The sequence below is a fragment of the Bordetella genomosp. 6 genome (assembly GCF_002119705.1).
Taxonomy (GTDB): Bacteria; Pseudomonadota; Gammaproteobacteria; order Burkholderiales; family Burkholderiaceae_B; genus Bordetella; species Bordetella bronchiseptica_F.
Genome location: NZ_CP021107.1, coordinates 2,563,145 through 2,579,608 on the forward strand (window position 1 = coordinate 2,563,145; position 16,464 = coordinate 2,579,608).

The following is a 16,464-nucleotide window of genomic DNA, read 5'->3' on the forward strand; positions in this document are numbered from 1 at the left end:
CGGCCCGCAAGCCGGCAAAAATTTTCCGCCGGCCGCTACCAAAACGGCCGGAATCCGTGTATAGTTGCGGACTTCATTGGGGCGGTAGCTCAGCTGGGAGAGCGTCGCGTTCGCAATGCGAAGGTCGGGAGTTCGATCCTCCTCCGCTCCACCAAACACCAGACGGAAAAGCCTTGGACACGCCACGTGGTCCAGGGCTTTTTTGTTTCCACGGGGCAATTTCCTGGGCGTGCCTGTCCCGGCCGGGGCAGGCACGCCCCGCCGCAACAAGCGCCTTTGGTCTGCCTCAGAACGCCGAGTACCCGCCGTTGGCGGCGATGGCCTCGCCGGTGATCATGCGCGACTCGTGGCTGGCCAGGAACAGCGCGATGTGGGCGATGTCGATCGGGTCGCCCTCGCGGCACGGGTAGCGTTGCGCCGCGCCGGCTTGCGCCGGTGCGCCGGCATCGAGGTTGCGCAGTATGCGTTCGGTGCGGATACGGCCCGCGCAGATCGCGTTGACCCGCACCCCGTGCGGCGCATATTCGGCGGCCAGCGCGCGGGTCAGCGCGATGACCGCGCCCTTGGCGGCCGTGTAGGCATGCCCTCCGAAGCTGCCGCGCAGGCCGGCCCCGGACGACATGTTGACGACCGCGCCGCCGCCGGCGCGCACGATGGCCGGCACGGCGTGGCGGCAGCACAGCATGGTGCCGTCCAGGTCCAGGCGCAGGGTGCGGCTCCACAAGGCGAGGTCCACCTTGTCCACCGCCGTGTCGCCCGCCACGGATCCGCCGGCGCAGTTGAACAGGGTATCGATCCCGCCGTAGTGCTCGACGGCGCGCTGCACGGCCTGGCGCACGCTGTCGTCGTCGGTCACGTCGGCGGCCACGCCGATCGCCCGCCCTCCTTCGCCGCGGATCCGGCCAGCCAGTTGCTCGATGGCGTCGGGGCGCCGGTCCAGCAGCGCCAGCGCGGCGCCTTCGGCCGCGAAACGCAGGGCGGCGGCGCTGCCTATGCCGCCCGCCGCGCCGGTGATCAGGGCGACTCGCCCCGCCAGCCGGCCCGCCGCCGCGGCGGGATGGGCATGGCCCGCCATGCTCAAGCTCCCGCGCGCGCAGGCGCCGCAAGCGTGCCCGCCCACGGCGCGGCGCGCTCGAGGTCGGCGGCCAGGCGCAGCACCAGGTCGTCGCGGCCCAGCGCGCCGATCAGCTGCACGCCGATGGGCAAGCCCTGCCCGTCGCGGTACAGGGGCACGCTGGCCGCCGGCTGTCCCGAGGCATTGATGACGGCCAGGAACGTCGTGTAGCGGGCCGCCTTCTGGCGAAACGACACGAAGTCGTCCGCCATGCTGATTTCGCCGAGCGCCACCGGCGGGCGCGTCAGGGTGGGCGACAGCAGCAGGTCGTAGCCTTGCATGCAGGCCGCCATGGCGCGGCCGACCGCGTGCAGCGTCTGGATCATGCCCGCGTAGTCGGTAGCGGAAATGCCGCGCGCGCGCCGATAGCCGTCCAGGATGGCCGGCTCCAGGTCGCCGTCGCGCAGGCCGCGCCGCAGGACGGCCAGGCGGGCGTCGACGGCCAGCGCGATATGCGTGCACAGAATGCCGATATGCGCCCGCACGAAGGCCTGGTAGTCGATGGGCGGCGCCGCGATGGCTTCGGTCGCGTGGCCCCGTTGCCGGCACAGGGCCTGGGCATGCGCGAGCGCCGCCGAGCATGCCGGATCGACCTCGATGCCGTCCCAGGCATGCTGCCACACGCCTATGCGCAATGGCCGTTCGAAAGGCCGGTCCAGGGCGGCCAGGTAGCCGCCCGCCGGCGGCGCCGGCGCCGCATAGGGGGCTCCCCGCTCCATGCCGGCGATCGCGTCGAGCGCGGCGGCGCTGTCGCGCACGCTGCGGCTCAGTACGCCGTCGCCCGCCATGCCGCCCCATGCCTCGCCGCGCGCCGGCCCCAGCGGCACCAGGCCGCGGCTGGGCTTCAGGCCGAAGACGCCGCAGCACGACGCCGGAATGCGGATCGACCCGCCGCCATCGCTGCCGTGGGCCAGGGGCACCACGCCGGTGGCGACCGCGATGGCCGCGCCCCCGCTGGAGCCGCCGGCCGAACGCTGCGGCGCCCAGGGATTGCGGGTGGGCCCGCCGTTGGCCAGCGCTTCGGTGGTGGGCGCCATGCACAGCGCCGGCACGGTGGTGCGGGCAAAGGGCAGCAGGCCGGCGGCGTCGAAGCGGTCCACCAGCGTGGCGTTGCCGGCAAAGCGCATGTCCTTGCACAGCGCCATCCCGATGCTCGATGGCAGGCGGTCGCAGGCCAGGCCGGAGTCCTTCAGCAGGAACGGCAGGCCGCCGAACACGCCCGTCGGCCGCCAGGCCGCGGCGCGCGCCAGCGCCGCGTCGTAGTCGGGATAGCACAGGGCGTTGAGGGGTTCGGCGCGCTGCCGGGCCAGCGCGATCGCGCATTGCATCAAGGCATGCGGGTCGGTGGCGCCGGCGCGCAGTTGCGCCGCCAGCGCCAGGCCGTCGTGCCGTACGTATTCGTCGATGTTCATGACGGACGCCAAAGTCGCCAACCGCGATGGATCAAGGCCAGGCCGGTCCGCCGTGGCGGGCCAGGAAGCTGCGCAGGTCCGCCACGCAGCGTTGCGGCAGGTACTCGCAGATGCTGTGCCGTTCGCCTTCGTAGACCAGGATTTCGGCCCGCTTGATATGGTCGCGCATGGGCTGGTAGGCGTCCATGGCGCCGATGCGGCCGGCGCCCGGGATCACCACCAGTGTCGGGCACGTGATGTGGTGGACCTGGTCGCCCCACTCCTGTTGCGCCATGTAGCCGACGAACCTGCCGATGTAGGCCATGTCATGGTCGGACAGCGCGTCGAGGAACTGCTCGCAGCGCGGGGTGCCGACCAGTTCGGGCGGGAAGCGGTCGTCGATGGTGTCGGCCAGGAATTGCCGCAAGCCCTGCCGGGCCACCCGGTCGAGCCAGGTCGAGGCCTGGCTGTTGCGCAGGCCCGGCGCCGAACCGAACAGCGCCAGGGTCTCGATGCGTTGCGGGTGCTGCATGGCCAGGTGCTGGCCCACGTAGCCGCCGGCCGAATTGCCGGCCAGGTGCACGCGCTCGCAGCCCAGGTGATCGAGCAAGGCCAGGATGTCCTCGGTCAGCACCTGCATGTCCAGCGGCTTGTCCGCCGGCGGCACGTCGGACAGCCCATGCCCGCGCAGGTCGGCGCGCACCACGCGGTAATCGCGGCTCAGGCCGGGCACCCAGGAATAGAAGCGCTGGGCATTGGCCATGGCGCCGTGCAGCAGCAGCAAGGTGGGCGCCTTGGTCCACGGGTCGGTGTAGTCGTCGAGGTAATAGCTCAAGCGCACGCCGTCGCGCTCATAGTAGTGCTGCATCATCGTCCTTCCATCGTTGGTCATGCGGCGCCGGCGGCCAGCGCCTGCCGCCGCCGGTAGGTATCCACCACGTCTTCCATGCGCACGAACGTCGCGCCCTCGTCGACCAGGCGGCGCAGCATGCGTTCGAGCATGCGCATGCGGTGGCCGCGTCCGATCACGAACGGATGGAAGGTATAGGTGATGACGCCCCAGTCGAAGTTCTCCTTCAGGTACAGGAAGTCCTCGATCCAGTTGTCCATCACGCTGTTGGCATTCATCAGGCCGGGGATGACGCTCTGCCCGGCGCGCACGAACTCGAAGTGCGGATAGTCGTCCAGCGACCAGCTGACGGGCACCTCGACCAGACGGGTGGGCTCGCCGAACACCGCGGGTTCGTCCAGGGGAAAACTGTCTCCCTGGCGCACCGGATACGGCAGATAGTCGTGCCCCATCATGCTGCTGTCGTAGTCGAAGCCGTGCTCGAGCAGCAGCGCCAGGGTGTGCGGGCTGAGGTCCCACGACGGCGAGCGGTAGCCGCGCGCGGTCCGGCCGGTCAGCGCGCGGATCGCCTCGTTGGCGCGCACCAGGCCGCGGAGCTCTTCTTCGCGCGTCATCAGGTTGGGCGCGACGTGCGTCCAGCCGTGGTGGCCGATTTCATGGCCGGCCTCGTGGACGCGCCGGCAATGGTCCGGATAGCTGGCCAAGGTATGGCCGGGGATGAACCAGGTCGACGGCAGGCCCAGCCGCTCGAGCAAGCCCAGCACGCGGTCGGCCGCCACGGCGCAGAATTCGCCGCGCGACACCGGCGTCGGACTGTCCATGCCGCGCGCCAGCCATACCGAGATCGCGTCGAAATCGAAGGTCAGGCAAACCAGGGATTGTTTGGCGGCCATGGCTTACTCCAGTCGGATATCCGCTTCCTTGACGAAGGCGCCCCAGTCGCCAATCATTTTCTTCATCTGGGCCGTATGCTCGGCGGCGCTGTTGCCGATCAGGGTCAGGCCCAGGTCGCGGGTGCGCTGTTGCACGGCGGGGTCCCGCAAGGCGCCGGTGTAGTAGGCGTTCAGCTTCTCGATGACCGCATCGGGCGTCCCGGCCGGCGCGTAGACGCCCCAATAGGTATCGGCGTTCACACCCTGGATGCCGCGCGAGACGAAGGTCGGCACCCCGGGCAGCAGCGGGCTGGGCTCCTCGCCCGTCACCGCCAGCGCGCGCAGCTTGCCCGACTGGATATGCGGCAGGCCCGTCGTGGTGCCGCCGAAATACATCTGCACCTGCCCGCCCAGCAGCGCCGACATGGCCGGCGCCACCCCCTGGTACGGCACGTGCACGACATCGATGCCCGCGGCCCGGCGGAACATCTCGCCAGCCATGTGGGTCGAGGTGCCGTAGCCGCCCGAGGCGAAGTTCAGCGTACCCGGCCTGGCCTTGGCCAGCGCGATCAGCTCGTCGAGGCTGTTGGCCGGCACCGACGGGTGCACCAGCAGCACCAGCGGCGCGCTCGCCAGCATCGTGACGCCGCGGAAGTCCCGCACGGTGTCGTACGGCAGATTCTTCATGAGCGAGGGGTTGACCAGCACCGAGAGGTCGCCGCCCAGCACGGTGTAGCCGTCCGGCGCGGCTTGCGCCACGTGCGAAGTGCCGATGACCGACGCGCCGCCGGGCCGGTTGTCGACCACCACCGATTGCCCCGCGGCGTCGGCCACCGGCTTTTGCAGCAGGCGCACCAGCACATCGGTGGTGCCTCCCGGCGGATAGGGCACCACGACCCGCAGCGCCCGTTCGGGAAAGGTCTGGGACAGCGCGGCGGCCGATACCCCGGCCATCGATACCGCCAGCACGGCAAGCAGCATATTCCTGATCTTCATGTATATCCTCGCGACGAGCGTCTGATGTCTGATGCGCCACGATTCTAGGGCGCGCCCCGGGCCGCGAATATGATCTACATTACATTCCCGCGCCCCTGCGGCAGCGCCTTCACAGTCAAGCAATGAGCCAGGCAGCCAATCCGACCGCCTCCCCCGCCTGGGACCCGCCGGCGATCCTGGCGCAGCTGCGCGCCAATACCTGCTTCGGAAACATGACCGAGCCCACGCTGGCCGCGTTCGCCGCCATCGCCCAGTGGCGCCGGCTGGACCATGGCGAACTGCTGGCCGGACGCGGCACGCCCGCCCCGGGCGTGGTGATCATCCTGAAAGGCGCCATCCACACCAGCTCGTTCTCCAACGACGGCCACGAATTCGCGCTGTCGATGCTGGAGTTCGACGGCCTGTGGGGCGTGGCGGCGGTACTGGACGGCGGCGGGATGCTGCGCGACAGCCGGGCCTACCAGCAGACGGACATCCTGCTGCTGCCGCGCGCGGCTTTCCTGGAAATACTGGACGGCGACCCCGGGCTGTACCGCTACTTCGTCAAGCTGCTGTGCAGCCGCATACGCACCGCCCACGCCATCATCGACGAGCTGGCGCTGCGCAGCCTGGCGCAGCGGCTGCCGCGCCTGCTGGGCGCGCTGACGGCGGGCAGACCCTGCGACGACGAACGCGGCATCGCCGTGGCGCAGACCCAGGACGCCCTGGCCACCCTGCTGGGCGTGTCGCGCCATGCGGTCAACCGCGAACTCAAGCAATTGGCGAACCAGGGCCTGGTCGGCCTGGGCTATGGCGAAATCTGGGTGCGGGACCTGGAGCGCTTGAAACAGCTCTGGCACGAACACGGCGCCCAGCCCTGAGCCGGGTCGTTGCCGCGCGCGGCGGGTGCACGGTAGATGCATACGTGTACATTACTTGGGTTTTTTTTCGCCTGAAGCAGGCCTGACACGGCACAGTCGGAAAAACCGGGAAGCTGGACATTCGCGAACCATCATTTCGATAAATACCCCTATAAACAAATAATATTGGTAGCCATCGCCTAAGGAAAACCCTAATTTTCCTGTTCCGCATTCCCGGCCTAGACTCCCGCAAAACACGAATGCACACGTGTGCTTTGCAAGCCGTCGCGCGGCCGGCCTGCATGAACATGACCAGAACGCGGGGGATGCAATGGAATACCGGTCACCGGCCCTGGCGGCCATGCAGCCAGCCATGCTGGCGCGACGCCTCCCGGCCAGGCGCGCGCAAGCCTGCGCGCGCCCGCTCCCCGCATCTTGCACGGCGCACGCCCCGCGCCTGACGCCCTTCCCGAGCAAGGCCTGGCCGTTCCAGGCCCACGGCTAGGCGTTTCCCGCCCTCCCTTCTCTGTCCGCGCGGCGGCTCGGTTCCCGCCGCGCGGCACGCCCACATTCTTTTCATCAGGAGCGTTCATGCTAGACCTCGACAATGCCCGAGGCGGTTTCATCGGTTCACACCCGTTCGGGCGACGCCCGGCCCTGGTGGTGATCGATTTCCAGCGGGCTTTCACCGACCCGGACGTCAGTCCGCTGGCCAGCGATTGCGCGCCCGCCATCGCGCAGACCAATCGCCTGATCCGGGCGATGCGCGGACGCGGTCCGGTGGTGTTCACGGTGGTGGGCTACGACGGCAACCATGGCGACGGCGGCTGTTTTCATCGCAAGTGCCCGCCGCTGAAGGACCTGGTGCGCGGCTCGGCGGGCTGCGCGCTGGACGAACGGCTGGACTACGACGCGGCGACCGATGTGCTGCTCTACAAGACGCAGGCCTCGGCGTTCTTCGGTACGCCGCTGTCCGCCATGCTCGCCCACGCGGGCTGCGACACCGTGCTGATCGCCGGCTGCACCACCAGCGGCTGCGTGCGCGCCAGCGCGGTGGACGCCATGCAGTACGGCTTTCCGCCTTTCGTGGCGCAGGACGCCGTCACGGACCGCTCCGCGGCCCAGCACCTCAGCAACCTGATCGACCTCAAGAGCAAATACGCGGAAGTCCTGCCGACCGACGCGCTCCTCCCCCTGCTTGCCAACCCGACGGCCTGAGCGCCACTGCGGAGTACATCAACCATGAACAAGACCTGGATCGCCAAATTGTTGCCGGCCGCGCTGCTGGCGCTGTCCGCCAACGCCGGCGCGGCGGACAAGCCGATCGAATTGACGCTGTCGACCTACGCCCCGCCTTCCTATGAGTACATGTGGAAGCCGCTGGAGACCTTCATCGAATATGTGGAGAAGGAAAGCCAGGGCCGCGTGAAGATCAAGGCTTTCCACTCCGCCCAGCTGTTCGACGGCTACGAGGAGCTGCCGGCGCTCTCGCGCGGGGACATCGATATCACCACCGTGGTGTCGACCTACGCCAGCGGCGCCATGCCGGTGCTGAATCTGTTCACCATGCCGTTCGTGTTCCAGGATACGGCGCACCTGGAGCGGGCCGCCAAGGCCGGCCTGCTGGACGTGAGCATACGCGGCGAAATGCGCGACAAGCACGGCATCGAGGTGCTCGGCCTGGCGCCCATCGACCCGTACCAGATCTATTCGCGCCGCGCGCCGGTCCGCACGGCCGCCGATTTCAAGGGCAAGGTGTGGGCCACGACCGGCGCCGCCGACGCGCGCGCGATCCAGCTGCTGGGCGGCTCGCCCACCAGCATGCCCTCGTCCGAGCTGTACCTGGCGCTGGACCGTGGGGTAGTCGACGGCACGCCGCGTCCGCTGATCACCGGGCTGGGACGCAGCCTGCACGAGGTGGTCAAGCACCTGTCGCTGGCGACGCTGGCCATCGACACCTCGCTGCTGTCGATGAACAAGGCCAAGTTCGATTCGCTGCCGCCGGATATCCAGGACATCATCCGCCGCGGCGCGCAGGTGCGCGACGACGAGCAATTCCGCCAGGTGTATGCCTACATCGAACAAGGCGTGGCGAAGTTCGAGAAGAATGGCGTGTCCGTCTACACGATCGAACCCGCCGCCTTGCAGGACATGCGCGCCGCGACCCGGCCGGCGGTCGAGGAATGGGTCGCGCAGGAGCCCGCGGCCAGCCGCCACCTGGATCTGCTGGAAAAGACCCGGGCGAACTGAGGCCCTTTCGACATGACCGCCTATCGACCTGGATCCCCCCCATGAAATCGCTTCTTGATCGGCTGACGCGGATCGGCCACGGAACCAACCGGGCCGCCGTTTTCATCGCGCAGGCAGCCTTGCTGCTGATGATGCTGCTGACCGTCTACTCGGTCATCGCGCGGTACGTGCTCCAGCAGCCCAGTGTCCACGCCGTGGAGATCAGCATTTACCTGCTGCTGCTGGTGACCTGGCTTTCGGTGGGCTGGACGCATCTGCTCGAGCGCCACGTCAGCATGGAAATGCTCAGCATCCGTGTGCGCGGACGCGGCAAGCGGGCGCTGAACGTGTTTCGCGAGCTGGTGGTGCTGGTGTTCTGCGGCTTCCTGCTGCATGCCGGCGTCCAGATCGCGGCCACGGCATTGGCGCGCAATTACCGCTCGACGTCCCTGCTGGCCTTTCCGATGTGGATCGCCTACGGACTGATCGCGGTCGGCGCGCTGCTGCTGGCGATCGCCGCCGCTTGCAAGCTGAACCCTCCCGACGGCGATGCCGCCCTTGCGCCACCCAGCCCGGAGGCATGACCCGTGGACGCCGTATTCATCCTGACCCTGATCCTCGGGCTGTTCGGCCTGCTGCTGGCGCTGGGCATCCCGATTTTCGCCGCGCTCGGCGTGCCCAGCATTCTCGGCATCTATCTGGTGGGCGGCGCTTCGGCGCTGAACGTCGTGCCGTCCGTGCTGCATCGCGGCATCGCCAGCTACTCGCTGATCTGCATTCCGCTGTTCATCCTGATGGGCGAGACGCTGGCCCGCACCAGCATCGGGGCGCGCCTCTACACCTTGTTCCATACCTGGCTGAGCCGCGTGCGCTGCAGCCTGGCGATAGCCAGCGTAGGGGCCTCGGCCATCTTCGGCGCCATGAGCGGCGTCAGCGTGGCCGGCGCCGCCACGATAGGCCGGGTCGCCATTCCGGAGATGCTCAAGCGCCGCTATGACCCGGGGCTGGCCGGCGGATCGGTGGCCGCGGCGGGCTCGCTGGCCTTGCTGATCCCGCCCAGCGTGGGCTTCGTGCTGTATGGCGAAATCGCCAGCCAGTCGATCGGCAAGCTGTTCAGCGCCGCCATCGTGCCCGGCCTGCTGCTCAGCGTCCTGATGATGCTTTATCTGTACGGATTGAGCCGCATCAGGCCCTCGATGGCGCCGGACGAAGCGCAGAAGGTGTCGTGGCGGGAGCGCTGGCAGGCGCTGCGCGATGTATGGGCCGCCATTGTGCTGATCGTCGCCGTGCTGGGCACGATCTACCTGGGCATCGCCACGCCGACCGAGGCTTCGGGCCTGGGCGCGGCCGGCGCGCTGCTGGTGGCGCTCGGCTACCGCGAACTGGATCGCGCCAAGCTGCGCGAGATCGTCCGCTCCACCATCGTCACCAGCAGCATGATCCTGCTGATCGTGGCGGCCGCGCTGTTGTTCGGCCATGTCCTGATGCGCCTGCAGGCGCCGCAGATGCTGATCGCCTGGGTCGCCGCGCTGGCCCAGCCGGACTGGGTGATCCTGCTGCTGATCCTGGTGTTCCTGCTGATCGTCGGGATGTTCCTGGACATCGTCTCGATCATCCTGATCACGACCCCGATCGTGCTGCCGGTGATTACGTCGCTGGGCCTGGATCCGATCTGGTTCGGCGTGGTCATGATCATCATGTGCGAAATGGCGGTGATCACGCCGCCCATCGGCCTGAACCTGTACGTCATCAAGGGCGTGGCGCCCGAGATCTCGCTGCGCGACATCACCATGGGCGCATTGCCGTTCGTCCTGGTGGAGGCCCTGGCCGTGCTGATCCTGGTGCTGTTCCCGCAACTGGTCCTGTGGCTGCCCAGCCATATGTAGACCGGACCGAGGGCCTGGCCGCCGCGCCAGGCCCGCTTTCCGTCCGCCCTACCCCTGGCTGGCCACCGAGACCGACGCCTCGCTCGTGAGCATGAGGAAGGTCAGCGTTTCGCGCAGGTACAGGCGCACGACCTTGTCGGTGTGGCTCTGGTAGCCGATCGACAGGTCCTGCCCGAGATGCAGCTCGAAGTCGCCGCCGCGCGTGGAGAGCACGCAACCGCCGTTGAGCGCCGGCGCCCAGATGATGTCGCCGCTGACGATGCGCTTGATGTGGTCGATGGTGGGATAGCCGTCGTCGCTGCCCTCGCTCAGGGCGGTGTAGGCGTCGGCGCCCAGCAATACCGAGTATGGTCCGTCCACGCCGGCCAGGCGCAGCTGTTCGAGGGCGCGGCCGATGGCCGCCGGGTAGTCGGCGGCGTCCTTGGGCAGGTTGAGCCGGCCGTTGGACGAACCTTCGCGGATGCCGACGATGCCGGCGGCCTTGTAGCCGTCGAAAATGGCGCGGTCTTCGGCGTACGCCAGTTCGGTGGCGGCGTCCTTGGCCGGCTGCCAGTCGGCATCGTTGGCGCCGCGTTCGACGGCGTCGATTTCGTCACGCTGCAGTTCGAAGGGCACGGTCAGCTCGACCAGGGCCTTGACTTCGCGCAGCTTGGCGTCGACGCCCTTCTGCGGCGCGGCGATGCCGCGCAGGTGGCCGGTGCCCACGGCGGCCAGGCCGAAGCCGCCGGGGTCCTTGACGTCGACCACGCGCCGGCCGGCGACCGAGCGCTTGAAGGTGCGCGCCACCTCTTCTTCGATTTGCGCCCAGGCGGCGGCGGAAATGGGAGCCAGGTCGCGATACAGGTTGTTCATTGCTGGGGGTTTCCTTTCAGGGAGCCAATGTTCAGCGAGCCGTCGTGCTGCGTGCGCGTGGCCGGCGCGGGGTCCGGCTGGCTGCTGTCGGTATCTTGCGGGTCGCGGTCGGCCAACGCTTCGAGCAGATCGGCCGAGGGCGCGAAGAACAGGCCGCCGGTCACCGCGCGGCTGAAGTCGAGCAGGCGGTCGTAGTTGCCCGGCGGGCGGCCCACGACCATGTTCTCGAGCATTTGCTCGATGGGCGCGGGCGAGCGGGCATAGCCGATGAAATAGGTGCCGAACTCGCCGGAGCCGGGCCGGCCGAACGGCATGTTGTCGCGCAGGATCTTGATTTCCTGGCCGTTTTCTTCCAGGGTGGTCAGGGCGCTGTGCGAGTTGCTGGGCTTGACGGCGTCGTCCAGCTCGATGTCCGACAGCTTGGTGCGCCCGATGATGCGCTCCTGGGTCTCGACGGACAGCGCGTTCCAGCCGTCCATGTCGTGCAGGTATTTCTGCACCAGGACGTAGCTGCCGCCGGCGAAATCCGGATCGGCGTCGTCGACCAGGGTGAAATCCAGCGCTTCGCGCCCGATGGGGTTTTCGGTGCCGTCGACGAAGCCGACCATGCTGCGCAGGTCGAAATAGCGAAAGCCATGCACTTCGTCGACCACGGTGACGGCGCCGCCCAACTGCGCCATCACATGCGTGGCCAGCTCGAAACAGAGGTCCATCTGCTCGGCGCGGATGTGCAGCAGCAGGTCGCCCGGGGTGGCCGGGGCGCGGCGCTCGCCGGCGCTGAATTCGCGGAAGGGATGCAGCTCGGCCGGCCGCGGCTGGCCGAACAGGCGGTCCCAGCCCGCGGCGCTGAAGCCGCATACACAGGAAAGATTGCCGGCCGGCACGCGCTTGCCGACGGCGCGCGCCAGGTCGGCCAGCTTGCCGCACAGGGCGCGGACCTTGTCGGCGGCTTCGTTGTCGGCGCCGACGGTGGCGACGAGGAAAATGGCGCTGCGTGTGATGGGACTGACGATGGCCTGTGGTTCCGGATTGTTCTGGGGCATGGGCTTCTATAGACGGTTGGCAATGTCTGCGGTCGTGCTCGCACTCATTCTAGTCGGCGCCGCGCCTTGGAGCCACATCACGGCATGGGCGGGCGCCCGGCGGCGTCCGCGCCAGGATAGACCACCATGCCGTCGGGACGCACGCGCGCGCCCGGCGTGAGGCTGGCCGGCTCGATGCGGCCCGCTGCCATGATATGGAGCACGGTCTCCCCGCGGGCCAGCAAATGGTCGGCCACGATGCGGCGGTGGCAACGCCACCACACGGCTTCCGAACACATGACCGCGCTGCGCAGCGCGCGCCCGCGCGCGACCAGGTGGTCCAGGCCGGCATGAAAGGCCTGCGAGAGCGCGTAGTCGGCATAGTTGTGGAAGCTGTCGTTGTCCCAGTAGCCGTTGACCTCGCGCGGCACCGTGCGCGACCTGGGGCGCAGCCCGCCCAGCGCCGCCAGGTGCTCGTAGGCGATGCCGCGCCCGTCCAGCGAAGCCGGCAGCGCATCCTGGTTGAACTGCGGGTTGGCGCGCGAGCGCGGCACGGTCCGGATATCGACCAGCAGCTCGATGCCGGCCGCCTCCAGCAGGCCGACGAAGGCCTCCAGGCCGAGGTTGGAATGGCCGATGGTGTGAAACGGCGGCGTCATGCCCCGCCCTTGGCGCGCGCATGCCGCAGCGCCTCGCCCCGGTGCGCGGCGATGTGATCGGTCTTGTCGCTCTTGATTTCGTACTGGGGATGGTCGGGGGAGGCGCGATGCGTGTGCCCCTTGTAGTCGAAGTCGCGCGTGTGGATGGCGATGATGGTGCCCGACACCTGGCCGGCCTCCGAGTTCCAGGCCACGTGGTCGCCGATCCTGAATGCCGTCTTGCCGGACATATGCTCGCCTCCGTCTCGCCCATGCCGGGCCGGCGCGCGGCCGGGCCTTCCGCATAGGCTACTCCAAGGTGCGCCCGGGCGTCACGCCGGCGGCGCGTCCGCCGGCCCGGCGTCCTCGGCCAGCAGCCGGCCGATCGCCGCGCCCAGGGCCAGGTCGTCGAGCCGGCCCAGGTGGTGCAGGCGGATCCGCCCGCGGCGGTCCAGCAGCACCAGGCTGGGCGTGCCGCCCAGGCTGTAGGCGCGCATGGTCAGGGGCATGTCGCCGTCGGGATCCGGGCGGTCGATGCCGATCGGAAAGCTCCAGCGGTACTCGTGGTTGAACACCCGCAGCGCCTCGGGCCCCATGACCGCGTGGTGCTCGAAGACCGTATGCAGGCCGATCACCGCCACGCCATCGTCGTGGAACAGGCGGTGCAGGCGCTCGGCCTGAGGCAGGCCGTGCGCGAGACAGCCGGGGCACAGCATCTGGAAAGCATGCAGCACCACAACCTGCCCGCGCAGCCGGGCCAGCTCCAGGGGTTCCGGGGTATTGAGCCACGCGTCCACCTGCAGGGGCGGCGCGGCAACGGCGGCAAGGGCTTGGTGGCGGGACATGGCGGCTCCTGGGAAATGGGCGCGGCCCGCGGCGCGGCGCCGCGGGCGGGCGCAGCGCTTACGCGGCCTGGCGCAGCGCGACCTTGGGAAAGTCTACCGGGACGGCGAACGCGACGTTGACATAGTTGGTGAACAGGTTGAGCGCCACGTGGGCGAGGATCTCCACGATCTCCTCGTCGCTGAAACCGGCGTCCCGCACGGCCTGCACCTCGGCCTCGCCGACCTGCCCGCGCGCCTCGACCAGCTGCAGCGCGAAGCGCAGCGCCGCCGCCGTACGGGGGTCGGCCGAACGGCCGTCCTGCGCGGCGGCCATTTCCTCGGCGCTGGCGCCGGCCTTGCGGCCCAGCGCGGTGTGCGCGGCCAGGCAATACTCGCAGCGGTTGCGGTTGGCCACCGCCACGGCGATCTGCTCGCCGAGCCGCGCGGCAATCACGCCGCCGCCCAGCGCGCCGAAGGCGCTCCACATGCTCTCGAGCGCCGCGGTCGAGTTGGCCACGGCCTTGAACATATTGGGCGTGGCGCCGAACGCGCCCTGGATCTGCGCCAGGATCGCCTGGCGTTCGGCCGTGGCCTGGGAGGGGTCGATAAGGGAAACGCGTGACATGGCTTGCTCCTGGAAACGGTGTGAATACGGTCCGCCGTGACGGACCCACTCATCGTACGTAGAATGTCTGGACGAAAACTTCAATTTCGTCCATGAAAGTTTCCAAATCGTCCATAAACTCGGTGCATCCCGCCGCAGCGCCCGTGGACAGGCTGTCGGCCCTGCTGGAACGCTTCCGCGTGCGCACCGCCCTGTTCCACGCCGGCACGCTGTGCGGCCACCATCGCTTCGAGGCGCGGCCCGGGCGCGCCTTCCTGCACGTACTGCGCCGCGGCGACATGGAAGTGCGCCACCGCCCGGGCGAGACCGCGCTGCCGCGCCTGCGGCTGGCCGAGCCCACCTTGCTGTTCTACCCGCGGCCCTTGCACCACGAGTTCATCAACCCGCCTGCCGATGGGCCCGACTTCACCTGCGCCACGCTGGATTTCGAGGGCGGCGAACGCCACCCGCTGGTGCGTTCGCTGCCGCCGGTGGTCTGCGTGCCGCTGGACGCGGTGGCGGGCTTGCGGCCGGCCCTGGACCTGCTGTTTGCCGAGGCCGACCAGGTGCGCTGCGGCTCGCGGGTCCTGGCCGACCGCCTGTTCGAGGTCGTGCTGATCCAATTGCTGCGCTGGATGCTCGACCATCCGGCCCAGGTCGGCGTGAGCAGCGGACTGATCATGGGCCTGTCGGACCCGCGCCTGGCCAAGGCCCTGGCGGCGCTGCACGGCGCGCCAGGCCAGGCCTGGCCCCTGGCCCGGATGGCGGACATCGCCGGCATGTCGCGCAGCGCCTTCGCCGCGGCGTTCAAGGCGGCGACGGGGGTAACGCCCGCGGCCTACCTGGCCGATTGGCGGCTGAGCCTGGCGGCGTCGATGCTGCGCGCCGGCCACCCCATGAAACGCATCGCGCCCGAACTGGGCTTTGCCGGCGTGCCGGCGCTGTCCAAGGCCTTCCGCCAGCGGATGGGCGCTTCGGCGCGCCAGTGGCTGGACGCGCAGCGCTGAGGCCGCGCCCTTGCCGCATTGATTGCATTTTGCTAAAATGCAATCAATGCATGCAAAAAAAGGAGGTGCTGTCGTGTCTTCGATTACGGTAAGAAATGTTCCCGAGGAAGTGCATCGCGCCTTGCGCGTGCGCGCCGCCACGCATGGGCGCAGCACCGAGGCCGAGATCCGCGCCATCCTGGAAAACGCCGTGCTGCCCGACGGGCGCGTCAAGCTGGGCACCCTGCTCAGCCACATCGGCCGCGGCACGCGCGGCATGGACCTGACCATCGAGCGCAACCCGGCGCCCGCCCGCGCGGCCAGCTTCGAATGATCCTGCTCGATACCGACGTGCTGCTCGAACCGCTGCGGCCGGCCCCCGACCCGGCCGTCGCGGCATGGCTGGATGCCCAGCACGTCGAGACCCTGTACCTGGCCGCGCTCAGCGTGGCCGAGATCCAGCTCGGGCTGGCCCGCCTGCCGCGCGGCAAGCGGGCCGAGACGCTGCGCCACGAATTCGAGCGGCGCATCCTGCCCCTGTTCATGGGCCATGTCCTGCCTTTCGACGCGGCCGCGGCCGACGCCTATGCCGCCGTCATGACGCAGGCCGCGGCGGCCGGCCACGCGCTGGACGCGACCGACGGCTGCATCGCCGCCACCGCCACCGCGCACGGCCTGGCCATCGCCACGCGCCATCCGGCCCGCTTCGAGGCGGCCGGGCTCGCCGTCGTCGACCCATGGCAAGCCGCCGCTTGACAGCGGGCTGACAACGCCGCCGCCCTATTTCTTCTAGAATGGCCCTTGCGTACGCGCCCGTCCGGTTCGCGCGCGGTCGAAAATGTACAGATCATAGGCCGGCCTTGCCATGTCAGACGTCCAGACCTCTCCCCCGAACTCCGCGCCGCCGCGCGGCCGCAAGCTGGATAAAGCCGATTTTGCCGCCCTGGCGGACCTGCGCTACGCGCTGCGCCGCTTCATGGCGTTCAGCGAAGCCGCCGCCACCGAGAGCGGCCTGACCGCGCAGCAGCACCAGGCGCTGCTGGCCATCAAGGCATCGGACGACACCCTGAGCGTGGGCGAACTGGCCGACCGGCTGCTGATCCGCCACCACAGCGCCGGCGAACTGGTCGACCGGCTCGCGCGCATGGACATGGTGCGGCGCATTCCCAGCAACGCCGACCGCCGCCGCGTGCTGGTCGCCCTGACCCCGCTGGCCGAACACACGCTGGATACGCTGTCGGCCGCGCACGTCGAGGAGCTGCGCTCGGTCGGCCCGCTGCTGCGCACCCTGCTGAGCTATTTCGATTCGCCGGCGTATCGGCGCAAGTAGCCCGTTGCGGGGCGCCAGCCCCCATGCGAAG

The 16,464-nt window shown here is 69.3% G+C and carries 20 protein-coding genes and 1 tRNA gene; 10 read left to right on the forward strand and 11 right to left on the reverse strand.

All coding sequences use genetic code 11. The features are described from left to right. Window positions 1-78 precede the first annotated feature (78 nt). Window positions 79-154 (forward strand) — tRNA-Ala (locus CAL11_RS11975). 132 nt (window positions 155-286) lie between these two features. On the opposite strand, the gene CAL11_RS11980 is transcribed toward CAL11_RS11975, so the two are convergent. From CAL11_RS11980 to CAL11_RS12000, 5 genes are read right to left on the reverse strand one after another with little or no spacing between them, the layout of a single operon-like run. After that, entirely contained in the window at window positions 287-1,075 is a 789-nt protein-coding gene (locus CAL11_RS11980) for an SDR family NAD(P)-dependent oxidoreductase (RefSeq protein ID WP_086093057.1), read from the reverse strand. Between the two features lie 2 nt (window positions 1,076-1,077). Then, a complete protein-coding gene (locus tag CAL11_RS11985; protein WP_432206082.1) occupies window positions 1,078-2,526 on the reverse strand; it encodes an amidase in 1,449 nt (482 codons plus the stop codon). Window positions 2,527-2,557: 31 nt separating this feature from the next. Next, window positions 2,558-3,376, reverse strand: coding sequence for an alpha/beta fold hydrolase (locus CAL11_RS11990; RefSeq protein WP_086093059.1), 819 nt, complete (start codon window positions 3,374-3,376; stop codon window positions 2,558-2,560). A 17-nt stretch (window positions 3,377-3,393) separates the two neighbouring features. Next, the gene (locus CAL11_RS11995; RefSeq protein ID WP_086093060.1) at window positions 3,394-4,248 is read right to left on the reverse strand and encodes a polysaccharide deacetylase family protein; all 855 of its coding nucleotides are present in this window, start codon (window positions 4,246-4,248) and stop codon (window positions 3,394-3,396) included. A gap of 3 nt (window positions 4,249-4,251) precedes the next feature. Continuing rightward, the gene (locus CAL11_RS12000; RefSeq protein ID WP_086093061.1) at window positions 4,252-5,223 is read right to left on the reverse strand and encodes a tripartite tricarboxylate transporter substrate binding protein; all 972 of its coding nucleotides are present in this window, start codon (window positions 5,221-5,223) and stop codon (window positions 4,252-4,254) included. 122 nt (window positions 5,224-5,345) lie between these two features. Between CAL11_RS12000 and CAL11_RS24475 the strand changes: the two genes are divergently transcribed. From CAL11_RS24475 to CAL11_RS12025, 5 genes are all read left to right on the forward strand, one after another. Then, window positions 5,346-6,083, forward strand: coding sequence for a Crp/Fnr family transcriptional regulator (locus tag CAL11_RS24475; protein ID WP_244172948.1), 738 nt, complete (start codon window positions 5,346-5,348; stop codon window positions 6,081-6,083). Window positions 6,084-6,653: 570 nt separating this feature from the next. Then, entirely contained in the window at window positions 6,654-7,280 is a 627-nt protein-coding gene (locus tag CAL11_RS12010) for an isochorismatase family protein (protein ID WP_086093062.1), read from the forward strand. A gap of 24 nt (window positions 7,281-7,304) precedes the next feature. Then, a complete protein-coding gene (gene dctP, locus CAL11_RS12015; RefSeq protein WP_033460866.1) occupies window positions 7,305-8,312 on the forward strand; it encodes a TRAP transporter substrate-binding protein DctP in 1,008 nt (335 codons plus the stop codon). A 41-nt stretch (window positions 8,313-8,353) separates the two neighbouring features. After that, the gene (locus CAL11_RS12020) at window positions 8,354-8,875 is read left to right on the forward strand and encodes a TRAP transporter small permease (RefSeq protein ID WP_086093063.1); all 522 of its coding nucleotides are present in this window, start codon (window positions 8,354-8,356) and stop codon (window positions 8,873-8,875) included. A gap of 3 nt (window positions 8,876-8,878) precedes the next feature. Continuing rightward, complete coding sequence (locus CAL11_RS12025) at window positions 8,879-10,177, forward strand: TRAP transporter large permease (protein ID WP_086093064.1); 1,299 nt, start codon at window positions 8,879-8,881, stop codon at window positions 10,175-10,177. A 48-nt stretch (window positions 10,178-10,225) separates the two neighbouring features. Here the strand turns inward: CAL11_RS12025 and CAL11_RS12030 are convergent, their stop codons facing one another. The 6 genes from CAL11_RS12030 to CAL11_RS12055 form a co-directional block, all read right to left on the reverse strand. Continuing rightward, the gene (locus CAL11_RS12030; RefSeq protein WP_086093065.1) at window positions 10,226-11,029 is read right to left on the reverse strand and encodes a family 1 encapsulin nanocompartment shell protein; all 804 of its coding nucleotides are present in this window, start codon (window positions 11,027-11,029) and stop codon (window positions 10,226-10,228) included. Continuing rightward, the gene (locus CAL11_RS12035) at window positions 11,026-12,072 is read right to left on the reverse strand and encodes a Dyp-type peroxidase (RefSeq protein ID WP_015063707.1); all 1,047 of its coding nucleotides are present in this window, start codon (window positions 12,070-12,072) and stop codon (window positions 11,026-11,028) included. Before CAL11_RS12035 ends, CAL11_RS12030 begins: the two co-directional genes overlap by 4 nt. A gap of 77 nt (window positions 12,073-12,149) precedes the next feature. Beyond that, window positions 12,150-12,710 carry a DUF488 domain-containing protein gene (locus tag CAL11_RS12040; RefSeq protein WP_086093066.1) on the reverse strand — a complete coding sequence of 187 codons (561 nt, stop codon included), beginning with the start codon at window positions 12,708-12,710 and terminating at the stop codon, window positions 12,150-12,152. Beyond that, the gene (locus CAL11_RS12045; RefSeq protein WP_033450420.1) at window positions 12,707-12,940 is read right to left on the reverse strand and encodes a DUF2945 domain-containing protein; all 234 of its coding nucleotides are present in this window, start codon (window positions 12,938-12,940) and stop codon (window positions 12,707-12,709) included. The genes CAL11_RS12040 and CAL11_RS12045 overlap by 4 nt, the downstream gene beginning before the upstream one ends. Window positions 12,941-13,021: 81 nt before the next feature. After that, on the reverse strand, window positions 13,022-13,534 hold the full coding sequence (locus tag CAL11_RS12050) for a peroxiredoxin family protein (RefSeq protein WP_086093067.1): 513 nt from the start codon (window positions 13,532-13,534) through the stop codon (window positions 13,022-13,024). A 58-nt stretch (window positions 13,535-13,592) separates the two neighbouring features. After that, window positions 13,593-14,138, reverse strand: coding sequence for a carboxymuconolactone decarboxylase family protein (locus CAL11_RS12055; RefSeq protein WP_086093068.1), 546 nt, complete (start codon window positions 14,136-14,138; stop codon window positions 13,593-13,595). 143 nt (window positions 14,139-14,281) lie between these two features. Here CAL11_RS12055 and CAL11_RS12060 point away from each other — a divergent pair, with 143 nt between their 5' ends. The 4 genes from CAL11_RS12060 to CAL11_RS12075 all read left to right on the forward strand — a co-directional run bounded on the left by CAL11_RS12060 (window position 14,282) and on the right by CAL11_RS12075 (window position 16,433). Next, complete coding sequence (locus CAL11_RS12060) at window positions 14,282-15,124, forward strand: AraC family transcriptional regulator (RefSeq protein WP_086093069.1); 843 nt, start codon at window positions 14,282-14,284, stop codon at window positions 15,122-15,124. Between the two features lie 73 nt (window positions 15,125-15,197). Continuing rightward, the gene (locus CAL11_RS12065; protein WP_086093070.1) at window positions 15,198-15,437 is read left to right on the forward strand and encodes a FitA-like ribbon-helix-helix domain-containing protein; all 240 of its coding nucleotides are present in this window, start codon (window positions 15,198-15,200) and stop codon (window positions 15,435-15,437) included. Further along, window positions 15,434-15,859 (forward strand): PIN domain-containing protein, encoded by a 426-nt coding sequence (locus tag CAL11_RS12070; RefSeq protein ID WP_086093071.1) that lies wholly within the window; start codon window positions 15,434-15,436, stop codon window positions 15,857-15,859. Before CAL11_RS12065 ends, CAL11_RS12070 begins: the two co-directional genes overlap by 4 nt. 109 nt (window positions 15,860-15,968) lie before the next feature. After that, window positions 15,969-16,433 carry a MarR family winged helix-turn-helix transcriptional regulator gene (locus CAL11_RS12075; RefSeq protein ID WP_086093072.1) on the forward strand — a complete coding sequence of 155 codons (465 nt, stop codon included), beginning with the start codon at window positions 15,969-15,971 and terminating at the stop codon, window positions 16,431-16,433. Window positions 16,434-16,464: the final 31 nt, after the last annotated feature.

What these genes read in the sequence shown, in the direction of transcription:
- CAL11_RS11980 (WP_086093057.1), bottom strand. Translation starts at nt 1,075, where the DNA reads ATGGCGGGCCATGCCCATCCCGCCGCGGCGGCGGGCCGGCTGGCGGGG.
- CAL11_RS11985 (WP_432206082.1), bottom strand. Translation starts at nt 2,526, where the DNA reads ATGAACATCGACGAATACGTACGGCACGACGGCCTGGCGCTGGCGGCG.
- CAL11_RS11990 (WP_086093059.1), bottom strand. Translation starts at nt 3,376, where the DNA reads ATGATGCAGCACTACTATGAGCGCGACGGCGTGCGCTTGAGCTATTAC.
- CAL11_RS11995 (WP_086093060.1), bottom strand. Translation starts at nt 4,248, where the DNA reads ATGGCCGCCAAACAATCCCTGGTTTGCCTGACCTTCGATTTCGACGCG.
- CAL11_RS12000 (WP_086093061.1), bottom strand. Translation starts at nt 5,223, where the DNA reads ATGAAGATCAGGAATATGCTGCTTGCCGTGCTGGCGGTATCGATGGCC.
- CAL11_RS24475 (WP_244172948.1), top strand. Translation starts at nt 5,346, where the DNA reads ATGAGCCAGGCAGCCAATCCGACCGCCTCCCCCGCCTGGGACCCGCCG.
- CAL11_RS12010 (WP_086093062.1), top strand. Translation starts at nt 6,654, where the DNA reads ATGCTAGACCTCGACAATGCCCGAGGCGGTTTCATCGGTTCACACCCG.
- dctP (WP_033460866.1), top strand. Translation starts at nt 7,305, where the DNA reads ATGAACAAGACCTGGATCGCCAAATTGTTGCCGGCCGCGCTGCTGGCG.
- CAL11_RS12020 (WP_086093063.1), top strand. Translation starts at nt 8,354, where the DNA reads ATGAAATCGCTTCTTGATCGGCTGACGCGGATCGGCCACGGAACCAAC.
- CAL11_RS12030 (WP_086093065.1), bottom strand. Translation starts at nt 11,029, where the DNA reads ATGAACAACCTGTATCGCGACCTGGCTCCCATTTCCGCCGCCGCCTGG.
- CAL11_RS12035 (WP_015063707.1), bottom strand. Translation starts at nt 12,072, where the DNA reads ATGCCCCAGAACAATCCGGAACCACAGGCCATCGTCAGTCCCATCACA.
- CAL11_RS12040 (WP_086093066.1), bottom strand. Translation starts at nt 12,710, where the DNA reads ATGACGCCGCCGTTTCACACCATCGGCCATTCCAACCTCGGCCTGGAG.
- CAL11_RS12045 (WP_033450420.1), bottom strand. Translation starts at nt 12,940, where the DNA reads ATGTCCGGCAAGACGGCATTCAGGATCGGCGACCACGTGGCCTGGAAC.
- CAL11_RS12050 (WP_086093067.1), bottom strand. Translation starts at nt 13,534, where the DNA reads ATGTCCCGCCACCAAGCCCTTGCCGCCGTTGCCGCGCCGCCCCTGCAG.
- CAL11_RS12055 (WP_086093068.1), bottom strand. Translation starts at nt 14,138, where the DNA reads ATGTCACGCGTTTCCCTTATCGACCCCTCCCAGGCCACGGCCGAACGC.
- CAL11_RS12070 (WP_086093071.1), top strand. Translation starts at nt 15,434, where the DNA reads ATGATCCTGCTCGATACCGACGTGCTGCTCGAACCGCTGCGGCCGGCC.
- CAL11_RS12075 (WP_086093072.1), top strand. Translation starts at nt 15,969, where the DNA reads ATGTCAGACGTCCAGACCTCTCCCCCGAACTCCGCGCCGCCGCGCGGC.